19 protein-coding genes and 1 tRNA gene are annotated in these 16,352 nt (G+C 54.3%); 15 read left to right on the top strand and 5 right to left on the bottom strand.

The window, feature by feature from the left end; genetic code table 11:
- Positions 1-81: 81 nt before the first annotated feature.
- The 7 genes from BM205_RS05300 to BM205_RS05270 all read left to right on the top strand — a co-directional run bounded on the left by BM205_RS05300 (position 82) and on the right by BM205_RS05270 (position 3,784).
- Positions 82-546, top strand: coding sequence for an energy transducer TonB (locus BM205_RS05300; RefSeq protein WP_175511170.1), 465 nt, complete (start codon positions 82-84; stop codon positions 544-546).
- A 171-nt stretch (positions 547-717) separates the two neighbouring features.
- Positions 718-1,128 (top strand): nucleoside diphosphate kinase regulator, encoded by a 411-nt coding sequence (gene rnk, locus BM205_RS05295; protein WP_092413243.1) that lies wholly within the window; start codon positions 718-720, stop codon positions 1,126-1,128.
- 99 nt (positions 1,129-1,227) lie between these two features.
- Entirely contained in the window at positions 1,228-1,737 is a 510-nt protein-coding gene (locus BM205_RS05290; protein ID WP_092413242.1) for a hypothetical protein, read from the top strand.
- A 212-nt stretch (positions 1,738-1,949) separates the two neighbouring features.
- Complete coding sequence (locus tag BM205_RS05285; RefSeq protein ID WP_092413241.1) at positions 1,950-2,249, top strand: ElaB/YgaM/YqjD family protein; 300 nt, start codon at positions 1,950-1,952, stop codon at positions 2,247-2,249.
- A gap of 24 nt (positions 2,250-2,273) precedes the next feature.
- Positions 2,274-2,660: a phage holin family protein gene (locus BM205_RS05280; protein WP_092413239.1), complete on the top strand. Its 387-nt coding sequence runs from the start codon at positions 2,274-2,276 to the stop codon at positions 2,658-2,660.
- Positions 2,661-2,674: 14 nt separating this feature from the next.
- On the top strand, positions 2,675-3,052 hold the full coding sequence (locus tag BM205_RS05275; RefSeq protein ID WP_139227215.1) for a hypothetical protein: 378 nt from the start codon (positions 2,675-2,677) through the stop codon (positions 3,050-3,052).
- A gap of 66 nt (positions 3,053-3,118) precedes the next feature.
- Positions 3,119-3,784: a YiaD family glycine zipper/OmpA-like lipoprotein gene (locus BM205_RS05270; protein WP_092413235.1), complete on the top strand. Its 666-nt coding sequence runs from the start codon at positions 3,119-3,121 to the stop codon at positions 3,782-3,784.
- Positions 3,785-3,887: 103 nt separating this feature from the next.
- On the opposite strand, the gene BM205_RS05265 is transcribed toward BM205_RS05270, so the two are convergent.
- Positions 3,888-4,502: a c-type cytochrome gene (locus tag BM205_RS05265; protein WP_092413233.1), complete on the bottom strand. Its 615-nt coding sequence runs from the start codon at positions 4,500-4,502 to the stop codon at positions 3,888-3,890.
- A 199-nt stretch (positions 4,503-4,701) separates the two neighbouring features.
- On the opposite strand from BM205_RS05265, the gene BM205_RS05260 reads away from it, so the two are divergent.
- A tRNA-Arg gene (locus BM205_RS05260) sits at positions 4,702-4,777 on the top strand.
- Between the two features lie 189 nt (positions 4,778-4,966).
- Here the strand turns inward: BM205_RS05260 and BM205_RS05255 are convergent.
- On the bottom strand, positions 4,967-5,743 hold the full coding sequence (locus tag BM205_RS05255) for a hypothetical protein (RefSeq protein ID WP_092413232.1): 777 nt from the start codon (positions 5,741-5,743) through the stop codon (positions 4,967-4,969).
- Positions 5,744-5,976: 233 nt separating this feature from the next.
- Entirely contained in the window at positions 5,977-7,053 is a 1,077-nt protein-coding gene (locus tag BM205_RS05250) for a S1 family peptidase (protein WP_175511169.1), read from the bottom strand.
- Positions 7,054-7,282: 229 nt separating this feature from the next.
- On the opposite strand from BM205_RS05250, the gene BM205_RS05245 reads away from it, so the two are divergent.
- The 4 genes from BM205_RS05245 (at position 7,283) to BM205_RS05230 (ending at position 10,361) form a co-directional block, all read left to right on the top strand.
- On the top strand, positions 7,283-7,657 hold the full coding sequence (locus tag BM205_RS05245) for a DUF5710 domain-containing protein (protein WP_092413229.1): 375 nt from the start codon (positions 7,283-7,285) through the stop codon (positions 7,655-7,657).
- Positions 7,658-7,764: 107 nt separating this feature from the next.
- Positions 7,765-8,640, top strand: a complete 876-nt coding sequence (locus tag BM205_RS05240; RefSeq protein WP_092413228.1) for an AbiJ-NTD4 domain-containing protein — start codon at positions 7,765-7,767, stop codon at positions 8,638-8,640.
- 307 nt (positions 8,641-8,947) lie between these two features.
- On the top strand, positions 8,948-9,508 hold the full coding sequence (locus BM205_RS05235) for a recombinase family protein (RefSeq protein WP_092413227.1): 561 nt from the start codon (positions 8,948-8,950) through the stop codon (positions 9,506-9,508).
- 28 nt (positions 9,509-9,536) lie between these two features.
- Positions 9,537-10,361 carry a transporter substrate-binding domain-containing protein gene (locus BM205_RS05230; protein WP_092413225.1) on the top strand — a complete coding sequence of 275 codons (825 nt, stop codon included), beginning with the start codon at positions 9,537-9,539 and terminating at the stop codon, positions 10,359-10,361.
- 223 nt (positions 10,362-10,584) lie between these two features.
- Here the strand turns inward: BM205_RS05230 and BM205_RS24220 are convergent, their stop codons facing one another.
- Both BM205_RS24220 and BM205_RS24215 read right to left on the bottom strand, forming a co-directional pair.
- Complete coding sequence (locus BM205_RS24220) at positions 10,585-10,752, bottom strand: hypothetical protein (RefSeq protein ID WP_175511168.1); 168 nt, start codon at positions 10,750-10,752, stop codon at positions 10,585-10,587.
- 207 nt (positions 10,753-10,959) lie between these two features.
- Complete coding sequence (locus BM205_RS24215; protein ID WP_175511167.1) at positions 10,960-11,127, bottom strand: hypothetical protein; 168 nt, start codon at positions 11,125-11,127, stop codon at positions 10,960-10,962.
- A 371-nt stretch (positions 11,128-11,498) separates the two neighbouring features.
- On the opposite strand from BM205_RS24215, the gene BM205_RS05225 reads away from it, so the two are divergent.
- From BM205_RS05225 to BM205_RS05205, 3 genes are all read left to right on the top strand, one after another.
- Positions 11,499-11,780, top strand: a complete 282-nt coding sequence (locus BM205_RS05225; RefSeq protein ID WP_092413223.1) for a hypothetical protein — start codon at positions 11,499-11,501, stop codon at positions 11,778-11,780.
- A 197-nt stretch (positions 11,781-11,977) separates the two neighbouring features.
- A complete protein-coding gene (locus BM205_RS05220; protein WP_092413221.1) occupies positions 11,978-13,189 on the top strand; it encodes a DUF4382 domain-containing protein in 1,212 nt (403 codons plus the stop codon).
- Positions 13,190-14,280: 1,091 nt separating this feature from the next.
- Complete coding sequence (locus tag BM205_RS05205; RefSeq protein ID WP_092413217.1) at positions 14,281-16,260, top strand: gamma-glutamyltransferase family protein; 1,980 nt, start codon at positions 14,281-14,283, stop codon at positions 16,258-16,260.
- The last annotated feature ends 92 nt before the right edge of the window (positions 16,261-16,352 follow it).

Below are 16,352 nucleotides of genomic sequence, written 5' to 3'. Positions count from 1 at the left end.
GATAATCCAGCCATCTTGGACTTTCATTAAAAATTATCAATACTTATAAAATAATTAATAAAATCTTTGGAGGTGACTAAGATGAATGCCCGAATCAGGATTGGCCTGTACTCTATCAGCGCGCTCATGCTGGCCGCCTGTACCAACAAGCTGGCAGAATCGCCGCTGTCCTCCACCACTTCGACCGCAACCTCAACCGCCACCACGCTGGATGACTACAAGCGTGGGCTGGCGCAAAGAATCGCCGCGGTCAATTCGACCGAGGTATACGTCGGCCGGCCGCAGGCATTATTGCGCGCCGTGATTGTAGTCAAATATTTTGTAGGCACGGACGGCCAACTGCTGCGTGCGGACATTTTGCGCACCAATCGAGACCGCAAGGCCGAAGCTACCGCATTGGCAACGCTACGCCGCGCAGCCCCCTTCCCCAAACCAGATAGCAGGCTCGTGCGACGGGGCGAAGTCGAGATCTCCGAAAGCTGGCTGTTCAATAACGACGGCCGCTTTCAATTGCGCTCGATCGCAGAACAGCAGATGGACGAGTAACTGTCATCCCACAGTCTGGACGCGATTGCGTCCGGCTTGCTTCCAGCGCGCTTCTCGCCTACCATCGAGCTACCAGCCGGAACGCAAAGACAGACCCCGTGTGAGACTCCACCACGCCGCGTTCGCAAATTTATCCCCTTTATCCCCCTTTTTTTACGAGACAGCATCGCAATGGATAATCAGTCGCCACTCATCATTTCCAGTTTCGACCTGGAGCGCATTGAACAATTGATGGCATCGAACGCCTACCGCAACCTGCCCGGCATCGACGCCTTGCAGAACGAACTGGGCCGCGCCACCGTGGTGGCCCCCGAAGAAATTCCGCCGGGCGTCATCACGATGAATTCGGCGGTGCGTTTCGTCGATGAAGTCAGCAACACGGAATACCGCATGACGCTGTCTTATCCGGGCCCATCCAATGCACCTGACGCGGTATCGATCCTGGCGCCGGTCGGCAGCGCCTTGCTGGGCCTGTCCGTGGGACAAAGCATCTCCTGGCAAGGTCCGGGCGGGCGGCCTTTAAAGCTGCGCATACTGGATGTGACCTATCAGCCCGAAGCCAACGGCGAATTCCATCTTTAACGGAACACGCAATAGCGCTGTATTCATCAACGATGCAGCTGCAAGTTTTCAATACGCGGGATTTTCGCGTCGGTTACACAAAGAATAAAGACAAACATCATGTTAAGCGCAGATTATCAACGCCCTACCAAACTCTACCGTTATTCGGAGCGGCAATGGCTGGAGCGCTCGCTGACGCTCGGAGAATTCCGTTTGCGTCCACCCGCAGAGAGCCTGCAAATCAGCAACCTCCATCATTCGCGCGGCGCGACAGGCCGGGCGGCGCCGCAAATGCTGACCTTGAGCATGAGCAGCAGCGATGACGCCAGCTTGTTCAACGCGTTCGCACCAGCGGATTGCTGCCTGGTGATTCACGACACAGAACAATTCGGCGAGCTGATCCACCGCGCCGCGCAGCGCGTGCTGCCGAACTGGGCCGGAATTGACGCCGCCGTCAGCTACGGTCAGCCGAGCCCGCTGGGCAGCGCCTTCAGCAAAACCAAACGCGACGCTTCCCACCACGAATGGCTGTTTGCCTGGCGGCCGGCGCAAGCGACGATTGCTTTGCGCCCCATCGTTATCCAGATCGGCAACATCGAAGCGATTGCAGAACTGCAAAACAAGAAATAAAAAATGCGATATAAAACTTGATTGCCGCAACATCAGTCGCCCGCACCGGGTGACCGCCAGACGCAAAATAACTGTCAAAAAAACACTTTGTTGGCAGGCTGGCATAAGAGCCTGTATTATCGACACACATCGATACGCCTAAGTCAGCAACACCGCAGATTTTTACAGAAGCGATTGCTACACTTGAAATTTACGAATGAAGGAGCTACACGATGCACCGATCCACTCTGAGAACCCGCAGCGATATCCGCAGCATGGTCGAAGATGCGCAACAACTGTTTCGCGAAGCAGCCGCCAGCACCGGCGAAAAAGCCGAAGATCTGCGCAACAAAGGTTTGGAACTACTTGACTCTGCCGTGTCTAAGGCACAAGACGTGCAAGCTGCTGCAATTGAAGCAGGTAAGGAAATCGTCGCCACCACCGACGACTACGTCCAGGAAAATCCATGGCGCGCGATTGCTATTTCGGCCGGTATCGGCTTGCTGGTCGGCCTGGTCATTTCCCGCAAATAATCGCAATATAACTATCAGGCTCGCATGAACCCACAACAAGCCAAGCAAGGCAGTCCGGGTCTGGTGTCCGGGTTGGTCGGCACCGCCAAGAACATGTTTGCGCTGGTGATCAGCCGCATCGAGTTGGCCGCCCTCGAATTCTCCGAGATCGGCTCCCACCTGTTCAAGTTATTCCTGGTCTGCGCGCTCGGCATCGTCGCCTTGTGGTTTGCTCTGGCCTTCTGGAGTGGCCTGGTGCTGGTGCTGGCCTGGGAAGCCCTCGGCTGGAAGATACTGCTGATCCTGGCGGTGTTCTTTACCATACTGGCGATCGGCACCGGCTTGTACGTGCGTAGCGTGTTGCGCCAGGGCCGGCTGGGTTTGCCTGTGACCATGGCAGAGCTGCGTAAAGATCGTGACGCCTTACTTTGAACACGGGACCTGACATGAGCAGATACTCAGGGTTGGACAGCAAACTTTCAACCGCCGAGCGCAAGCAAATGCTACTGGCGGAAGGCGCCGCCTTCCGCGCCGACATGCTCGTCTCGCGCGATATCGTGCGCGCGAACCTGAACAGCAAATCGGTAGCGTCCATTTTGCTGGGCCGGATGACCGGTATCGCGTCTTCGGCATTCAGCAATCCGATCAATCTCAAGACCGGCAATCTGCGCACTGTGCTGCCGCTGCTGCTGACCGGCGCCTCATGGTTATCCAGGCGCGGTACCCGCAAACCCCTTCTTATCGGCGCGGCCGTCATCGCAGCAATCGGCGGCGCCTTATTTTTCAGCAGTAGAAATACCAAGGCAACAACGGACGACGAATAACCGCAATCTCCAGCCGGAGATACGGTTTTTTTGCTGATGCTGTCTAAACTTTAGAGAGGAAATACCATGCATAAATTCAAGATCGGCGCCCTGGTTCTGGCAGTTACCGTGGCAACAGCAGGCTGCGCCAACATGACAGAAACCCAAAAAGACACGGGCATAGGCGCCGGCGCCGGCGCTGTACTGGGTGGTCTGGTGGGTGGCATTGCAGGCCCGGGCGGAGCCAAACGGACAGCTGCCGGTGCAGCAATCGGCGCTGCAATTGGCGCGGTTGGCGGCAATATCTGGGGCAAGCGCCAGCAAGAGCAAAAAGCAGCGATGGAAAAAGCTACTGCCGGTACTAACGTACAAGTCACACAAACTGCCGATAACCGCCTGAAGGTCAACGTTCCAGCCGATACCGGCTTTGCTACCGGACGCGCCGACCTCAATCCGGCCCTGCGCCCGATCCTGGACCAGCTGGCGACATCGCTGGTTCAAAGCCCGACATCGCTGGTGGAAGTCTACGGCCATACGGATAATACCGGCAGCGACGCCATCAATGGCCCGCTGTCACGCCAACGCGCGCAGAATGTCAGCAGCTACCTGAGCAGCCGCGGCGTCGCGCCAAACCGCATCAGTACCGATGGCCTGGGCTCATCCCAGCCACTGGTTGCCAACGATACTGCAGCCAATCGTGCGGTTAACCGCCGTGCCGAGATTTATGTCCGCGAGCCGGCTCCTGCTCAATAAGTCCAGCAACCGGCGAATTGATCTGCCGGCCAGGCCCACGGGCGAAAAAAAACCAGTCGATGTTTCGACTGGTTTTTTTTACGACTTCCGGATGCGGAATGAATTATTTTGCTGCCGGCTCCGAAGCAGCGCTGGCTGCAGCAGAGGTTGAAGCGGAAGCAGCCGCACTTGCAGATGCGTCGGCAGCAGCGGCTGGCGCAGTAGGCGCCGGCACTTCCGGTTCCTTGAACTTGCCACCGGATTGATTGGCCATGTAAACCACGGCGCGCGCAACTTCGATATCGTCCAGGTCGGCATTACCGCCCTTGGCCGGCATCGCCCGCAGACCGTGCAATGCATATCCGACCACCTTGTCGTAGCCATCGGCCAGACGCGGGCCCCAGGCGCCGGCATCGCCGACCTTAGGTGCACCAGCTACGCCAGCTGCATGGCAAGCTGCGCAGGTGGATTTGAAAACTTCTTCGCCCGACAGCAATTGCTTCGGTGCGTTGACATCTTTGAAAGTGAAACCGGCATCGGCCACAGGGCTGATACGGGCGGCAATCGCTTCCGGTGTCTGCCCCTCGGAACCGGCGCCGACTTTCTTGCCGGCGGTAACGTATTGCACCAGCAATACGATGCAGATGATGGGGACCAAAAAGCCCGCTGCAATGGCAATGATCAGTTGCTTCGGTGTTCTGATCGCGGATTGATGTTCTTCGTTATGTGCGTCGCTCATGATTCCCTCAGTGCAATTTTCAAAGCCGTAGCCGGATAGGCGCAAAAAACAGTTGAAACCGCCCAAACAGCACACGATCCCCCGCCAAACCCTTGATTATAGTCGCAATAATTACTATTTGGAACGGAGAAACGTTGCTTTACATGGACGCGCGCGCAGAAAAACGGTATCCTTCATGCCTCTTCACCGTTCCTCTTATGCGGCTGTAGCTCAGTGGATAGAGTATTGGCCTCCGAAGCCAAGGGTCGCTGGTTCGATTCCAGCCAGCCGCACCAGTTTTTCTTATATAAATCAATTTGTTACGCGCTTATACCCGTAGCTATTTTTCTTTTCGACGTCTATTAATCGCTCCATGTAACCGCTGTGTAACCCAGCTTGAGGAATAGTCAGCTTTTTCGTGACAGCATAGCGCGCATGAAAATAAAACCCTCACGCGCTTGCCTTGCCGGCTGCATCCTTATCGCCTAGGTTGGCGACTTTCCGCGCTCTTGTAGAAATTTCTTTCGCCCTTCGGGAGTTATTACTATTTTGCGCGCACCATTTACAAAAGATACCGCAGCGAATTTATCGCTCAGAAGCTGGTCGATGTTGCTTTCATTAGCGATTTTGTCCGGCCCACTTACAACAATTAGGTCCCCGCGTAACATTCCTTTGGAGGACGATTCCGCGAGTTTCCTGAGTATTTCCAGTTGGTCATTGTCTATATCTGGTTCAGGCATTGCCTGGTACTCAGGAATTTCAGATGCACCGTGGGATGTAAGTGCTTCTATTTGATCCTGCTTGTCCTTAACTAACTTTGTCAAGACGGCTATCTGACTCTCGTTGCTGGACAGTGTTTTGTCGTATTCAATGGCTTTTTGACGAACTTCACTCCTTAATTCGCGTGCGTCCGCTTGGGTCATCGGCGTATCGTCCTCAATCTGCTGCTGGATCAACTTCAACTCTTTTTGTTTGTTTTGCCAGTATTTATACAAAGATTTTGAGACAATCGGATAAAGGTAAATGAATGCGACTGCCGAAATAAAGGGGTAGCAGATGCCGTGAAAAATTACGTCCTGATAATCCCGGAAAATGTGGGAGTCAACGTAATTAAGTTTTTTTTCGGTGTCGCCGGAGGCGGTAAGTACGAGAATAAATCGGTAGTTCCAGCAAATCCAAGCTAGAACGAAGGAGCCAAATAATGGGCTACTTGCTCGCTCATAGAGTTGTGCCTTAACTGATTTTGTAAGGTCGTCCCACACGCCGCTCTCCTACTTTTTATGGAAAGTCGATTGTATCCGCTTGACGCGACTGGCATCAAAATATCGCCCGGAGATGCGTGATGTTCCACGTTGCTTGATTCTGCGCCTGCGCACCTGTTCAGCCGCTAGTGGCCCGAGGCATTGAAGTTACAGATACAGTTCAACCCACTTTGACTTTACAAATAGCGTCGTTCCGGCGTAACGGTAGTCCTTGGCGACTGCGTCAGGGCCACTCAATAAATAAAGTCGTCGCTGCCGATCCTATGCGATCCAAATATCACTTGGTGCCCATCGCCTGTTGAAATAGCGAACCGAGCCGCTTCAATCTCTGTCTTAAACACTCCGGCCAGGTGCCGCGGCTTCTGGCGCAAAACGCCGTATCCGACGCGCCAACCCGGAACTCCAGCGTCAAGTGATGGCATTAGCTCACGCACGGGCGCCCATTTGAGACATGTCGCATAGCCTACGCCTTTTGAATTGCCGTCTGGGACCAAAGACCGACTGACGATTCCGACGACCTCACCCTGCTGATTGAATACCGGCCCGCCGCTCATCCCCGACTGCCAGTCAGCCTCAACCTCGAAGACTGGAGTAGGATTGGTTAAACCTCGACCTTCGGGGAAGACATCAGTAATGCGTCCATAGGCGCCGCGTATACCGTCTTTGACTATTGCTAGAAGGGTATCGGGTCCAACCTCATCTTTGGGTTGCAGTTGTGGGTAACCAACAGCAAACACATACTCACCAATGGAAGGCTGCCACCCATCCAATCTTACCGGCACGGAGAACGGGAGTTGGGCCTCAGACGCAAAAAGCGCTTGCATGCCGCAAAGGTCAGCGACGACTTGAAAAGCCGAATCGCCTCTGAGGTTTGCTAATGGATCATCTCGCTCCGCAACGGAGGTGAGCAGGCTAACAACGGGAGCAAAGGCCCATGGAGGAATCGCGACTTTTCCGAATACGACACCGATTCCCAAGAGCAGCACTGCATGTGCACTCCTTGATAGGTCCATTTCCATGACCCGCGTGGGGTCTAGGCCATTACACGGCAAAGTCTCTCTGACAAAATCAATCACATGGTCAGCGGTCAGAAAAGCGCCCCAACCGTCTACATGAAAAGCGGTCCCCATACCGTATATTCGACCATCCGCCTCACGGCGAAATACAGGGATTACAGCTTTCCGAAGACCGAACGGATCCGCGATCTCGAAGGGGGTGAGCGGCGCGCCGGGTGGATAATCGAACGGAAGTTTTCGTTCATTATTAACGAGGGCCTCACAGGTACCAACGTAGAACGGATCGAAAGTCATTTGATAATTGTATGTGGTACGCAATCGAGCATGGCTGCCGTGGCTATCAAACGCCCCCGTCGATGACCTGCGCTTGCGCTGGACACGGTTCCGACTCGTAGCGGTGGCAGCATCGTTCGGCATATTTAAATGGCCGAGTGAGTTTTTCTCGCGCAGAATGAATTGGGCAACATGGTAGCATTGCTAATCGAAAAATGACCGCAATGCCTCACTAGTCCGAAACGAAATCATGCCTAACACGCAGCCATTTGACCCGCCCTATAAAACGATTACCCGCACCCCCGATAGTGAGCGCATGGTGGAGACGCACGCCGATGGCACGGAACGGGTCGTTAACGCACAGGCCATCATCCCTGGGCACGCCGTTTCGAGCCAATCCGTGACGCCAGCGCGCACGGCTGTTAACTCGGTGGTGCACGGGACGGCGGAAACCATATTGTCCCTAGACGTGTCGTTTGCGGTGAAGGACCGCGTCAAGCGCCTGGGCGCGAAATGGGACAGCACCATGCGCAGGTGGTACATCCCCCACGGCGTGGACGTGCATTTGTTAAGCCGCTGGTGGCCCGAGGCATTGAAATTACAGATACATTTCGGCCAGCGATGACTTTGCGGATGTCCAGTTGCCTAATCCGGCAGTCCAGCGTACTGCTATCAGCAGTCGCTTAAGTCGAACGTTAAACGTTTTCTTCCATAGCCCCCCAAGGATAACCCGTGTCACTCTTCTCTCAGCGAAAAGGCATTCGTCCTATCCAAAAATCCATACAACGTGAGGCCATCGATGACGAACTGCGGAATCGCCTTTGGAGCGCGCTAAAACTTATAATTTGGGACAATTACAGTCAGGCAGATGTCTTTGGTCACATGCATGAGGGTTCCCGTCGAGTGCTTCATCTAGTGCAGGAGATCTGGCTGCATTATTACAAGGCTCCCGTGGATGCCATTCCCGACTTTCGTTCAGATTACCCAAAGAGCGCTTATACAGTTATCCGAGAGAAATTTTTCGCGGCGAAATGGTGGCAGGTCTATGATTTCATTGAGTTCATCGCAAAGGTGGCTGACGAATCTTGGTCGGAAGAGCTTGTTCAAGTCTGCAATTCGTTCCTTGAAGCCGAGAATGCCGCATATCGGTTTGTAGGCAATGAAATTGTCGAAATCACGAACGAGCAGGAAATTGCAGCAATCGAAAGCGCCCTGGATAAATCCACCAAGTCAGTTCGACAGCACTTTGAGCGCGCCTTGGAGTTGCTGTCCGACCGGAAGCAACCCGATTACAGAAATTCAATCAAGGAATCCATTTCCGCAGTTGAATCCCTGTGCCAGACGATAGCGGGAAATCCTAAAGGTACTTTGGGAGATTGCCTGAAGTTACTGAAGAGCAAGGCGCCAATCCACCCAGCTCTTGAAGGCGCTTTTGCCAAGCTCTATGGTTACACCAGCGACGGCGGTGGTATTCGTCATGCGCTGACCGATGCTTCTGAACAGCCTAGTTTCTCCGACGCCAAGTTCATGTTAGTTGCATGCTGCGGATTCAATAGTTTCCTGCTGGGGAAGGCTGCCGAAAATGGGATCAAGATCGCTGGCGACTAACCCATCTATCACGGACGTGGGCGATAAAGAGTAGCTGTCCGGCATCGCCAGAGTCAGCTTATGTGGTGGTGACGATGAGTCGATGTTGAACCCCGAAACTTTCCCTGATGGTATCTAACCTATCTGTGTTCCGAACACAGATAGCAGCCATACAGTGAAAGTTGGATATACGCCAACTTGACACATTGGGTTGACACTTTATAGCTCTGAACAATGTGCAAATAGGGTTGTTTTATTATTCCTTGACACTTGCCGTTCAACGTCTAAACTCTAACTGTACACATTGTGGATAGCTAGGGAGGCGGTCATGAAAGGCAAACAGATCGGTTACGTCCGAGTATCGAGCGCGGACCAGAACACGGAGCGCCAACTCGACGGCATCGCCTTGGACAAGGTGTTCACCGACAAATGCAGCGGCAAGGACACCCACCGTCCGCAATTGGCCTTGGCGCTCGACTACGTGCGCGAGGGCGATACGCTGGTGGTGCATTCAATGGACCGGCTGGCGCGCAGTGTGGATGACCTACGCCGCATCGTCAAGACGCTGACCACCGACGGTATAGCGGCAAAGTTCGTAAAGGAGAACCTGACCTTCACTGGCGACGACTCACCGATGAACAACCTACTGCTGACGCTCTTGGGCGCAGTGGCCGAGTTCGAGCGCTCGATGATTCACGAACGCCAGCGTGAGGGCATCGCCATCGCCAAAGCCAAGGGATTGTACAAGGGCCGCAAGCAGCAACTGACCGAGCAAGAAGCGGCCGAATTAAAAGCCCGCGTAGAACGTGGTGACCAGAAAGCGCAGATCGCCAGAGACCTCGGGATCAGCAGAAACAGTCTGTACAATTACCTTGACCGCCTGCAATGACAAGGCCGGCTATCCTCAGGGGTGAGAAATGAAGATAAATTTATTCAAGTTGGGCCTCGTACTTATCGCTGCGGCGCTAACCGCCTGCGCGGCACCACAAAACGATGGAAGCTCTGCTGTCGTCAGACAGCAGCTCACACCAACCGGCAAAGTGAGGGTCGCGATCTCTGTGGGGCCGACAGCGAACACGTTCCGCGCGACGCTCGATCCCGCGACTGGTCGCCCGCAGGGTGTAGCAGTAGATTTGGCGAACGCGCTCGGCGAAAGACTTGGCGCACCGGTAGAGTTCATGATGTATGACAATTACGTGGAACTACTCGAAGCGGCCCGCCACGATGTGTGGGACGTCACTTTTCTCCCGTTCGATGAGGAACGCACGAAGGTGTTGGACTACGGGCCTGCATATTACCGCTTCGAGTTCACCTATCTCGTTCCTAGCGGCTCCGCAATCCGCGCCCAGGCGGATGTGGATCGTCCCGGCGTAAGGATCGCTGTTGCGGAGGGATCGGTTACAGCCCGAAATCGGCAGCAGGCTCTGAAGAGCGCGACTCTACTCCGCTTCAAGACGCTTGCCGAGATTCAGGAGCAGGTGCGGGCTGGAAAAGTGGATGCGGCCGCTGCGGGACGCGAAACGCTTGCGGGTCTCGCTGCCCAAATTCCCGGTGCGCGCGTTCTGGATGGTTCCTTTCATGCCGAGGGCGTCGCCGTGGCGGTGCCAAAGAACCGACCTGCCGCGCTCGAATTCGTTTCCGATTTCATCGAAACCGCAAAAGCGACTGGGATCGTCCGCCGGGCCTTCGACAAAGCGGGGTTCAAGGACGCAGTGGTTGCGCCAGCAGCGTCTCGACCGTAATGCCGTCTATCAGCTTGCTGGGCAGTGACAACGAGCATGCTGGCCCCTGAAATTTTCCCCGATGGCATTTGACCCATCATTAATCGGATTAATGATAGCCGTCATACAGGTGTAGGTTGGGTATACGTCAGCATGGTCGTGCGCTCGTTGGCGTGATCGTAGCGGTCATCTTGGTCGCCTTGACCAAGGCGGACCGCTATCTTATTTCAGTGCGTCTGAGCGGCTAGCCGTGGATCATCGCCTGGCACCGCGCCACGGTCGTTTTAGGCGGCCTCCCGAAGGTCTTTCCTCTCGCCTTGACCTGGATATGACCGACCTGTATGCGCTCGACCAGCAAACCGCAATCCATTTTCCCGACCACCGCCAGCATCAGTTTGCCGGGCGGAGCCAACGAGTGTGCAGAACCCTGATGTTCTCCCAGATGGTATCTGAGCCATCTTATAACGGTTATAAGATGGCTTACAAATAAGGCTTCCCTGGCAGTATTTACACCAAGGGGTACGGTGGTAGCCGGTGACAGTGGAGGTGCTTCGCGCCCGCTTCAACGACTCCATCGTGGTCCTCAATTTCCAGCAGGATGATTGTCGCCGTTGATTATTTAGCAATTTCCTTTTTTGGCTTGTCCTGGTGGGCAAAAACCATTGCCAGGGCCGCCTTGTGCGCGGCCTTCCGGGGCCACTATGACGCCGGGATAATCCAGCCCATAGACCGCACAACCTTGTAAGGCTAATACGGCAAAAGCGGATAGTGCTAAAAGCTTTTTCATGATTCTTTTCCTTTTACTAGAATGATTGACCTCGTATTAAAACGCGCTCATTTTGGCATATTGATTAGCGCGGTTGTTGGCTTTCGTAACAGGTTTGTAGCAATTCACAATGGTTTACAAATCTGCGTCTGCAATACCGATTTCTTTGCCGCCAGGCTAGAAAATATGAGTATTGGCTATTGAGCATTGCTCAATACTGGAAAAATACTACGCTGAAACAATTTGATACATCTAATACACTTAATACGTCAACTTTTCATCAGATTTGAGCGCTAATGGAGCCGTCGCGCCCGTAATAAGCATGCTTGATATTTCTCGCTTATTCGAGGTCATGCACAAAGCAATTCAATTTCATAAAAAGAGGAAAGATCATGTTTAAAAATGCATGCGTTATCGGCGCCGCCATACTCCTGACCAGTACTAGCGTTACCACTTTTGCTCATGGTGGTGGTGGTGGTGGCACGCATTTCGGTGGCACGTCTTCACAGCACATCAGTAGCGAGGGGATGAAAAACACTAATGGGGCTAATGCCGTTGACCGTGACAAGGGACTACAACGTTCAGCAGACCGCACAAATCAAAAGGGTTTAGTCCACAAAAAAACGAATAAAGGAAAGGCGCATACGCATGCGCTTGCCAACGTTCCACATTAAAAATTTGCGCGGCACTGAGTCATCGACCAGACGGGTAACCATGCGGTGCGTCCAGTTCTGCAAGTGATGTCCTTTTTGTTTCAGTTACACGGCAGCGCTGTTTGCGGCCATACAAAAATTATTGCTGCTAAAACCACATTCTGAGCGCCGCTTAATACGCTGCATATCCAGTATCTATTAATCATAAGGAAAAAATAATGAAAAATCCTGTACGCACGTTATGCTTATTCAGCGCGATGTCGACAGCGGTGTTACTCGCGGCTTGCGGCGGTGGCGGTGGTGGAGGCGCCCCAGCGACCGGGACCCTGGGTGTGGCGATAACCGACGCACCGTCTTGTGGATTTGATGCGGTCAATGTCACCGTTAACAAAGTGCGCGTGCATCAAAGCGCAACTGCCAACGAAAACGATGCCGGCTGGACGGATATTACGCTCAAACCGGCACGCAAAATCAATCTTCTTAACCTCACCAACGGCGCTCTGGAAGACTTGGGCCAGACACCTTTGACAGCGGGCCACTATACACAGTTGCGCCTGGTGCTTGATCCAAACACCGGAGCCGGCCTCGCCAATTCGGTGATCCCATCCGGCGCAAGCACGGAAATTTCACTCGATACGCCAAGTGCGGTACAAAGCGGCATCAAGCTGATTAACCAATTTGACGTCGCGTCTGGACAACGAACTGATCTGGTACTCGATTTCGACGCCTGCAAATCCGTTGTGACCAAGGGCAATGGAAAATACGCATTGAAGCCCGTGATCAGCGTGATTCCCACGGTTGTGAATGGTATCGACGGTTTCATCAACCCTGCCTTGCTGAATAGCCACGTCACGGTGTCGGCGCAACAGAATGGTACGGTAGTGCGGTCGACGATACCCAATGCCACAACCGGAGAGTTTTTCCTCGCACGTCTTGTGCCGGGCAACTATGACGTCGTGATAACTGCGGACAACCGTGCAACCGCAGTCATTGCTACCGTACCGGTTGCCAGCACCACCAGCACAGTCGTGGTCAGCAGCAATAGCACACCCATCGATTTGCAAGTAGCCACCACGCCTCCAGGCAGCATTAGCGGCACGGCAACGTTAAATCCGGTCAGCGCAACGGAAGTTGCCTATGTAGCGGCAAAGCAAAGCTTCTCGGCCGGCCCTACGGTGACGATCAAATATCAGGGCGTTGATGTGGCAAGTGGCGCATATACATTGTCAAACCTGCCCACCGTGGCGCCGCAGCTTGGTCAATATAGTGCGGCGTTGCCGATCATGTTTGCAACGCAGCCAAACACCACACCCGGCACTGGCAAGTACGTAGTTGAAGCCACGGCGAATGGTTATGTAACTCAATCGAATCTATCGGTAAACATCACGACGGGTAACCAGTCTGCTATCAACTTCACGCTGACACCTTAAACGTTCCTGCCGCAAGCAGCACACGCTCTTGAAAAGTGTGGCTGCTTGTAAAAGGTCGATTATTATCAATTGCTGTTGTTAACTCGCTTGGCGGCCTTAAGATACCGCGAGAGTGCCCGGTACCGGGCAAAAGGCTGCGGACTTGTGCCGACCAGAAGCCATGGAAACGCCATAGGGCCGCGCACGCTCGATGGGCCGAGGATATAGCCCTGGTGCTGCGCCACGGCTTTTAGGCGGTCTACCGAACGTCTTACCTTCCACCTTGGCGCGAGCAGAACCTGTCCGTGTGCGCTCGACCAGCACGCCACGATCCATTTCCGCGACCACGGCCAGCATGAGTTTGCAGGAAGGTGGCAACGAACATGCTGGCCCCTGAAGTATCCCCGATGGGATTTGATCTATCTATAAACGGTTTATAGATAGCCGTCATACAGGTGTAGCCAGCATGGCTATGCGCTCGTTGGTCTGGTCGTGGCGGATGCGCTGGAGGACACCGTGTGCGCGACCATAGCGGTCGTTTTGGTAGCCATGGCCGGGGTGGACCGAAATCATCGCGTGGTGCCAGGGCGGCTTCTGTGGGCTACTGACCGTTTCACCCTCCACCTTGACGCCGGATGCGGTCAAGAGCAGGTCGCGTTCCGTACGGGACAAGATAGGTGAAGTTAGTGGGACCAGTGCAAGACTCCTTGCGTCACGCTCAACTCATATTCTTCTTTGGACATCTGTCCTTGATCTTTAAATCCACCCTATCGGGGTATAGCCGGCCCGATGAATCTCGCTGCAGCTTGATTGGCCCAGCGTCCAGCGAGCTGACGGTACCATACGGCATATCACAGTAGTCCGTTGGACCTCTTGGACTTGCCGCCTTGCCTGTAACAAACCAGAACGCCAACCCTGGCCACCATCGACATAGCTCATCAATCATTGCCCTGCTTTAAATAACAGACAGAAAAAGAATACAAAGTTAATTGTGTAAATAGTTACCGTTGCAAAACATGCCAATGTGTAACAATATGTTTCATCATGTCGTAACAACAAACAGCAACGAAATATATCAATCTTGCAATTCTCTCTGAAGGGTAGAAATTTCGATGAAAACCGGCCCCTACTTCAAACTTCTCACCGCAATATCCGCCTCTACGCTTCTGCTGACTTCCTGCGGCGGTGGTTCAGACGCCTCCCTGCCCGTTGCCGCAAAGGACGTGAGCTGCCTTGCGATGAACAGTAGCGGGTCGAGCGTCGTTATTGGCTCGAATCTCCCGGGTGACCCGTCGCTTCCTGAAGCCGCTTCGGGTTATCGCACGGGACTTAAGCCCATATACGCACAGACCTATATGGTCACCACATCGAATGCATATGCGAGTGCCGCTGGCTGCGCCGTGCTTAAGAAAGGTGGGACCGCAGCCGACGCCGCAGTTGCTGTACAAGCAGTGCTGGGTCTGACAGTTCCCGAAGCGACGGGGCTTGGATCAGGAGGAGTGCTGCTGTATTACGATGCATCGAAGAAAACAGTCCAGGCGTACGACGGCCGCGAATCGGCACCGAGCGCTGCGACAGAAAACTATCTTCGTTATGTCGACGATACAAACGATCTTTCCGCACCAAAGCCGAACGCCCGCGCAAGCGGTCGTTCGATCGGTAACATCGGCGTACCGCGACTTATTGAGGCACTGCAACGGGATCACGGCACGCTTGCGTGGAAGGATCTGTTTGGCGACGCGATCACGCTGTCGACCAATGGGTTTCCAATCGGCGGACGGCTTGCTGCCGCAATTGCTTCGAATGCAAGCAACCTGAAACGCGACCCCGAAGCAGCTGCGTACTTTTTTAACGCGGACGGCTCGCCCAAGGCATTGGGCACCCTGCTGAAAAATCCAGCTTACGCCAATACACTGAAGGCGATGGCAAACAGCGGCGCCAACGCGTTGTATACCGGCCAGATCGCACAGGATATCGTGAAGAAGATTGCGACGACCACCGGCGCGGACGGGTCGGTGATCACGCCGGGTAAAACGACGCTTGCCGATCTCGCGAACTATCAGGCAAAAGTGCGCGATCCCATTTGCACGACTTATCGGAGCTACTGGATTTGTGGCATGCCGCCACCTTCCTCCGGCGGAATTGCCGTGGCATCGGCACTGGGCATTCTTGAGAACTTTAATCTTCAACAACTCAAGCCGACGGCAATCGATCTCGAAGGCGGCAAGCCTACGGTTCAGGGCGTTCATCTAATTACCGAAGCCGAACGGATGGCCTATGCGGACCGTGACAAGTATGTCGCTGATACCGATTTCATTCCGCCTCCGAACGGCACCTGGAACACGTTGCTGAACAAGCCGTATTTGCAGAGCAGGGCGGCCCTGATCAACATCAACAAGAGCATGGGCACGGCTGTTGCCGGCAACTTCGGCCCGGTTCCACTTGGTGTGGATAAAACCATGATTGAACACGGCACGAATCAGTTCACCATTGTCGATGGTAGCGGCAACGTGTTAACGGCTACCACAACGGTTGAATCGAGCATGGGTTCGTTCCACATGACGAACGGTTTCCTGCTGAACAACCAACTCACGGATTTCTCCGCGAGTCCGACCGACACCACCGGCGCCCTCGTCGCGAATCGCGTGCAGCCAGGCAAGAGACCGCGCAGTTCGATGGCCCCTACGCTCATTTTCAAGATCGCTGCCGATGGGTCGAAAGGCGATTTTGTGATGGCAACGGGCTCACCTGGTGGCGGTACGATCCCGCAATACGTCGTCAAGACAATCGTTGGTGTGCTTGACTGGGGACTGGACGCGCAGCAATCATCGAATCTGGTCGACTTTGGGGCAAGCAATAGCCCTGTCACGACCGTCGGCGGAGAGCATCCGAACATTAACACTTCAAATGGTGGTGCGAACGACCCTTTGCTTACCGGCCTTGTCGCACGGGGACACACCATCTCCACGGCGGCTCAGGCGAGCGGAGTCAATACGATCCTGCGTACCAGTATCAATCAGTCGAGCTTCCTGCAGGGTGGCACGGATCCGCGCCGGGAGGGGGTAGTTCTGGGTGATACTTTCGCCCATTAAGGAACGAGCCGGTGGTTTTGGTCACTCCATGCCACCGAGATGCGCTCTCTCTTAAAATGAAAAGCCCGGCCTCCTGAGGGGGTCGGGCCGGG

It is taken from the genome of Collimonas sp. OK307, assembly GCF_900113705.1.
Classification (GTDB): Bacteria; Pseudomonadota; Gammaproteobacteria; order Burkholderiales; family Burkholderiaceae_D; genus Collimonas.
This window is presented reverse-complemented; position numbering and strand designations above follow the sequence as displayed.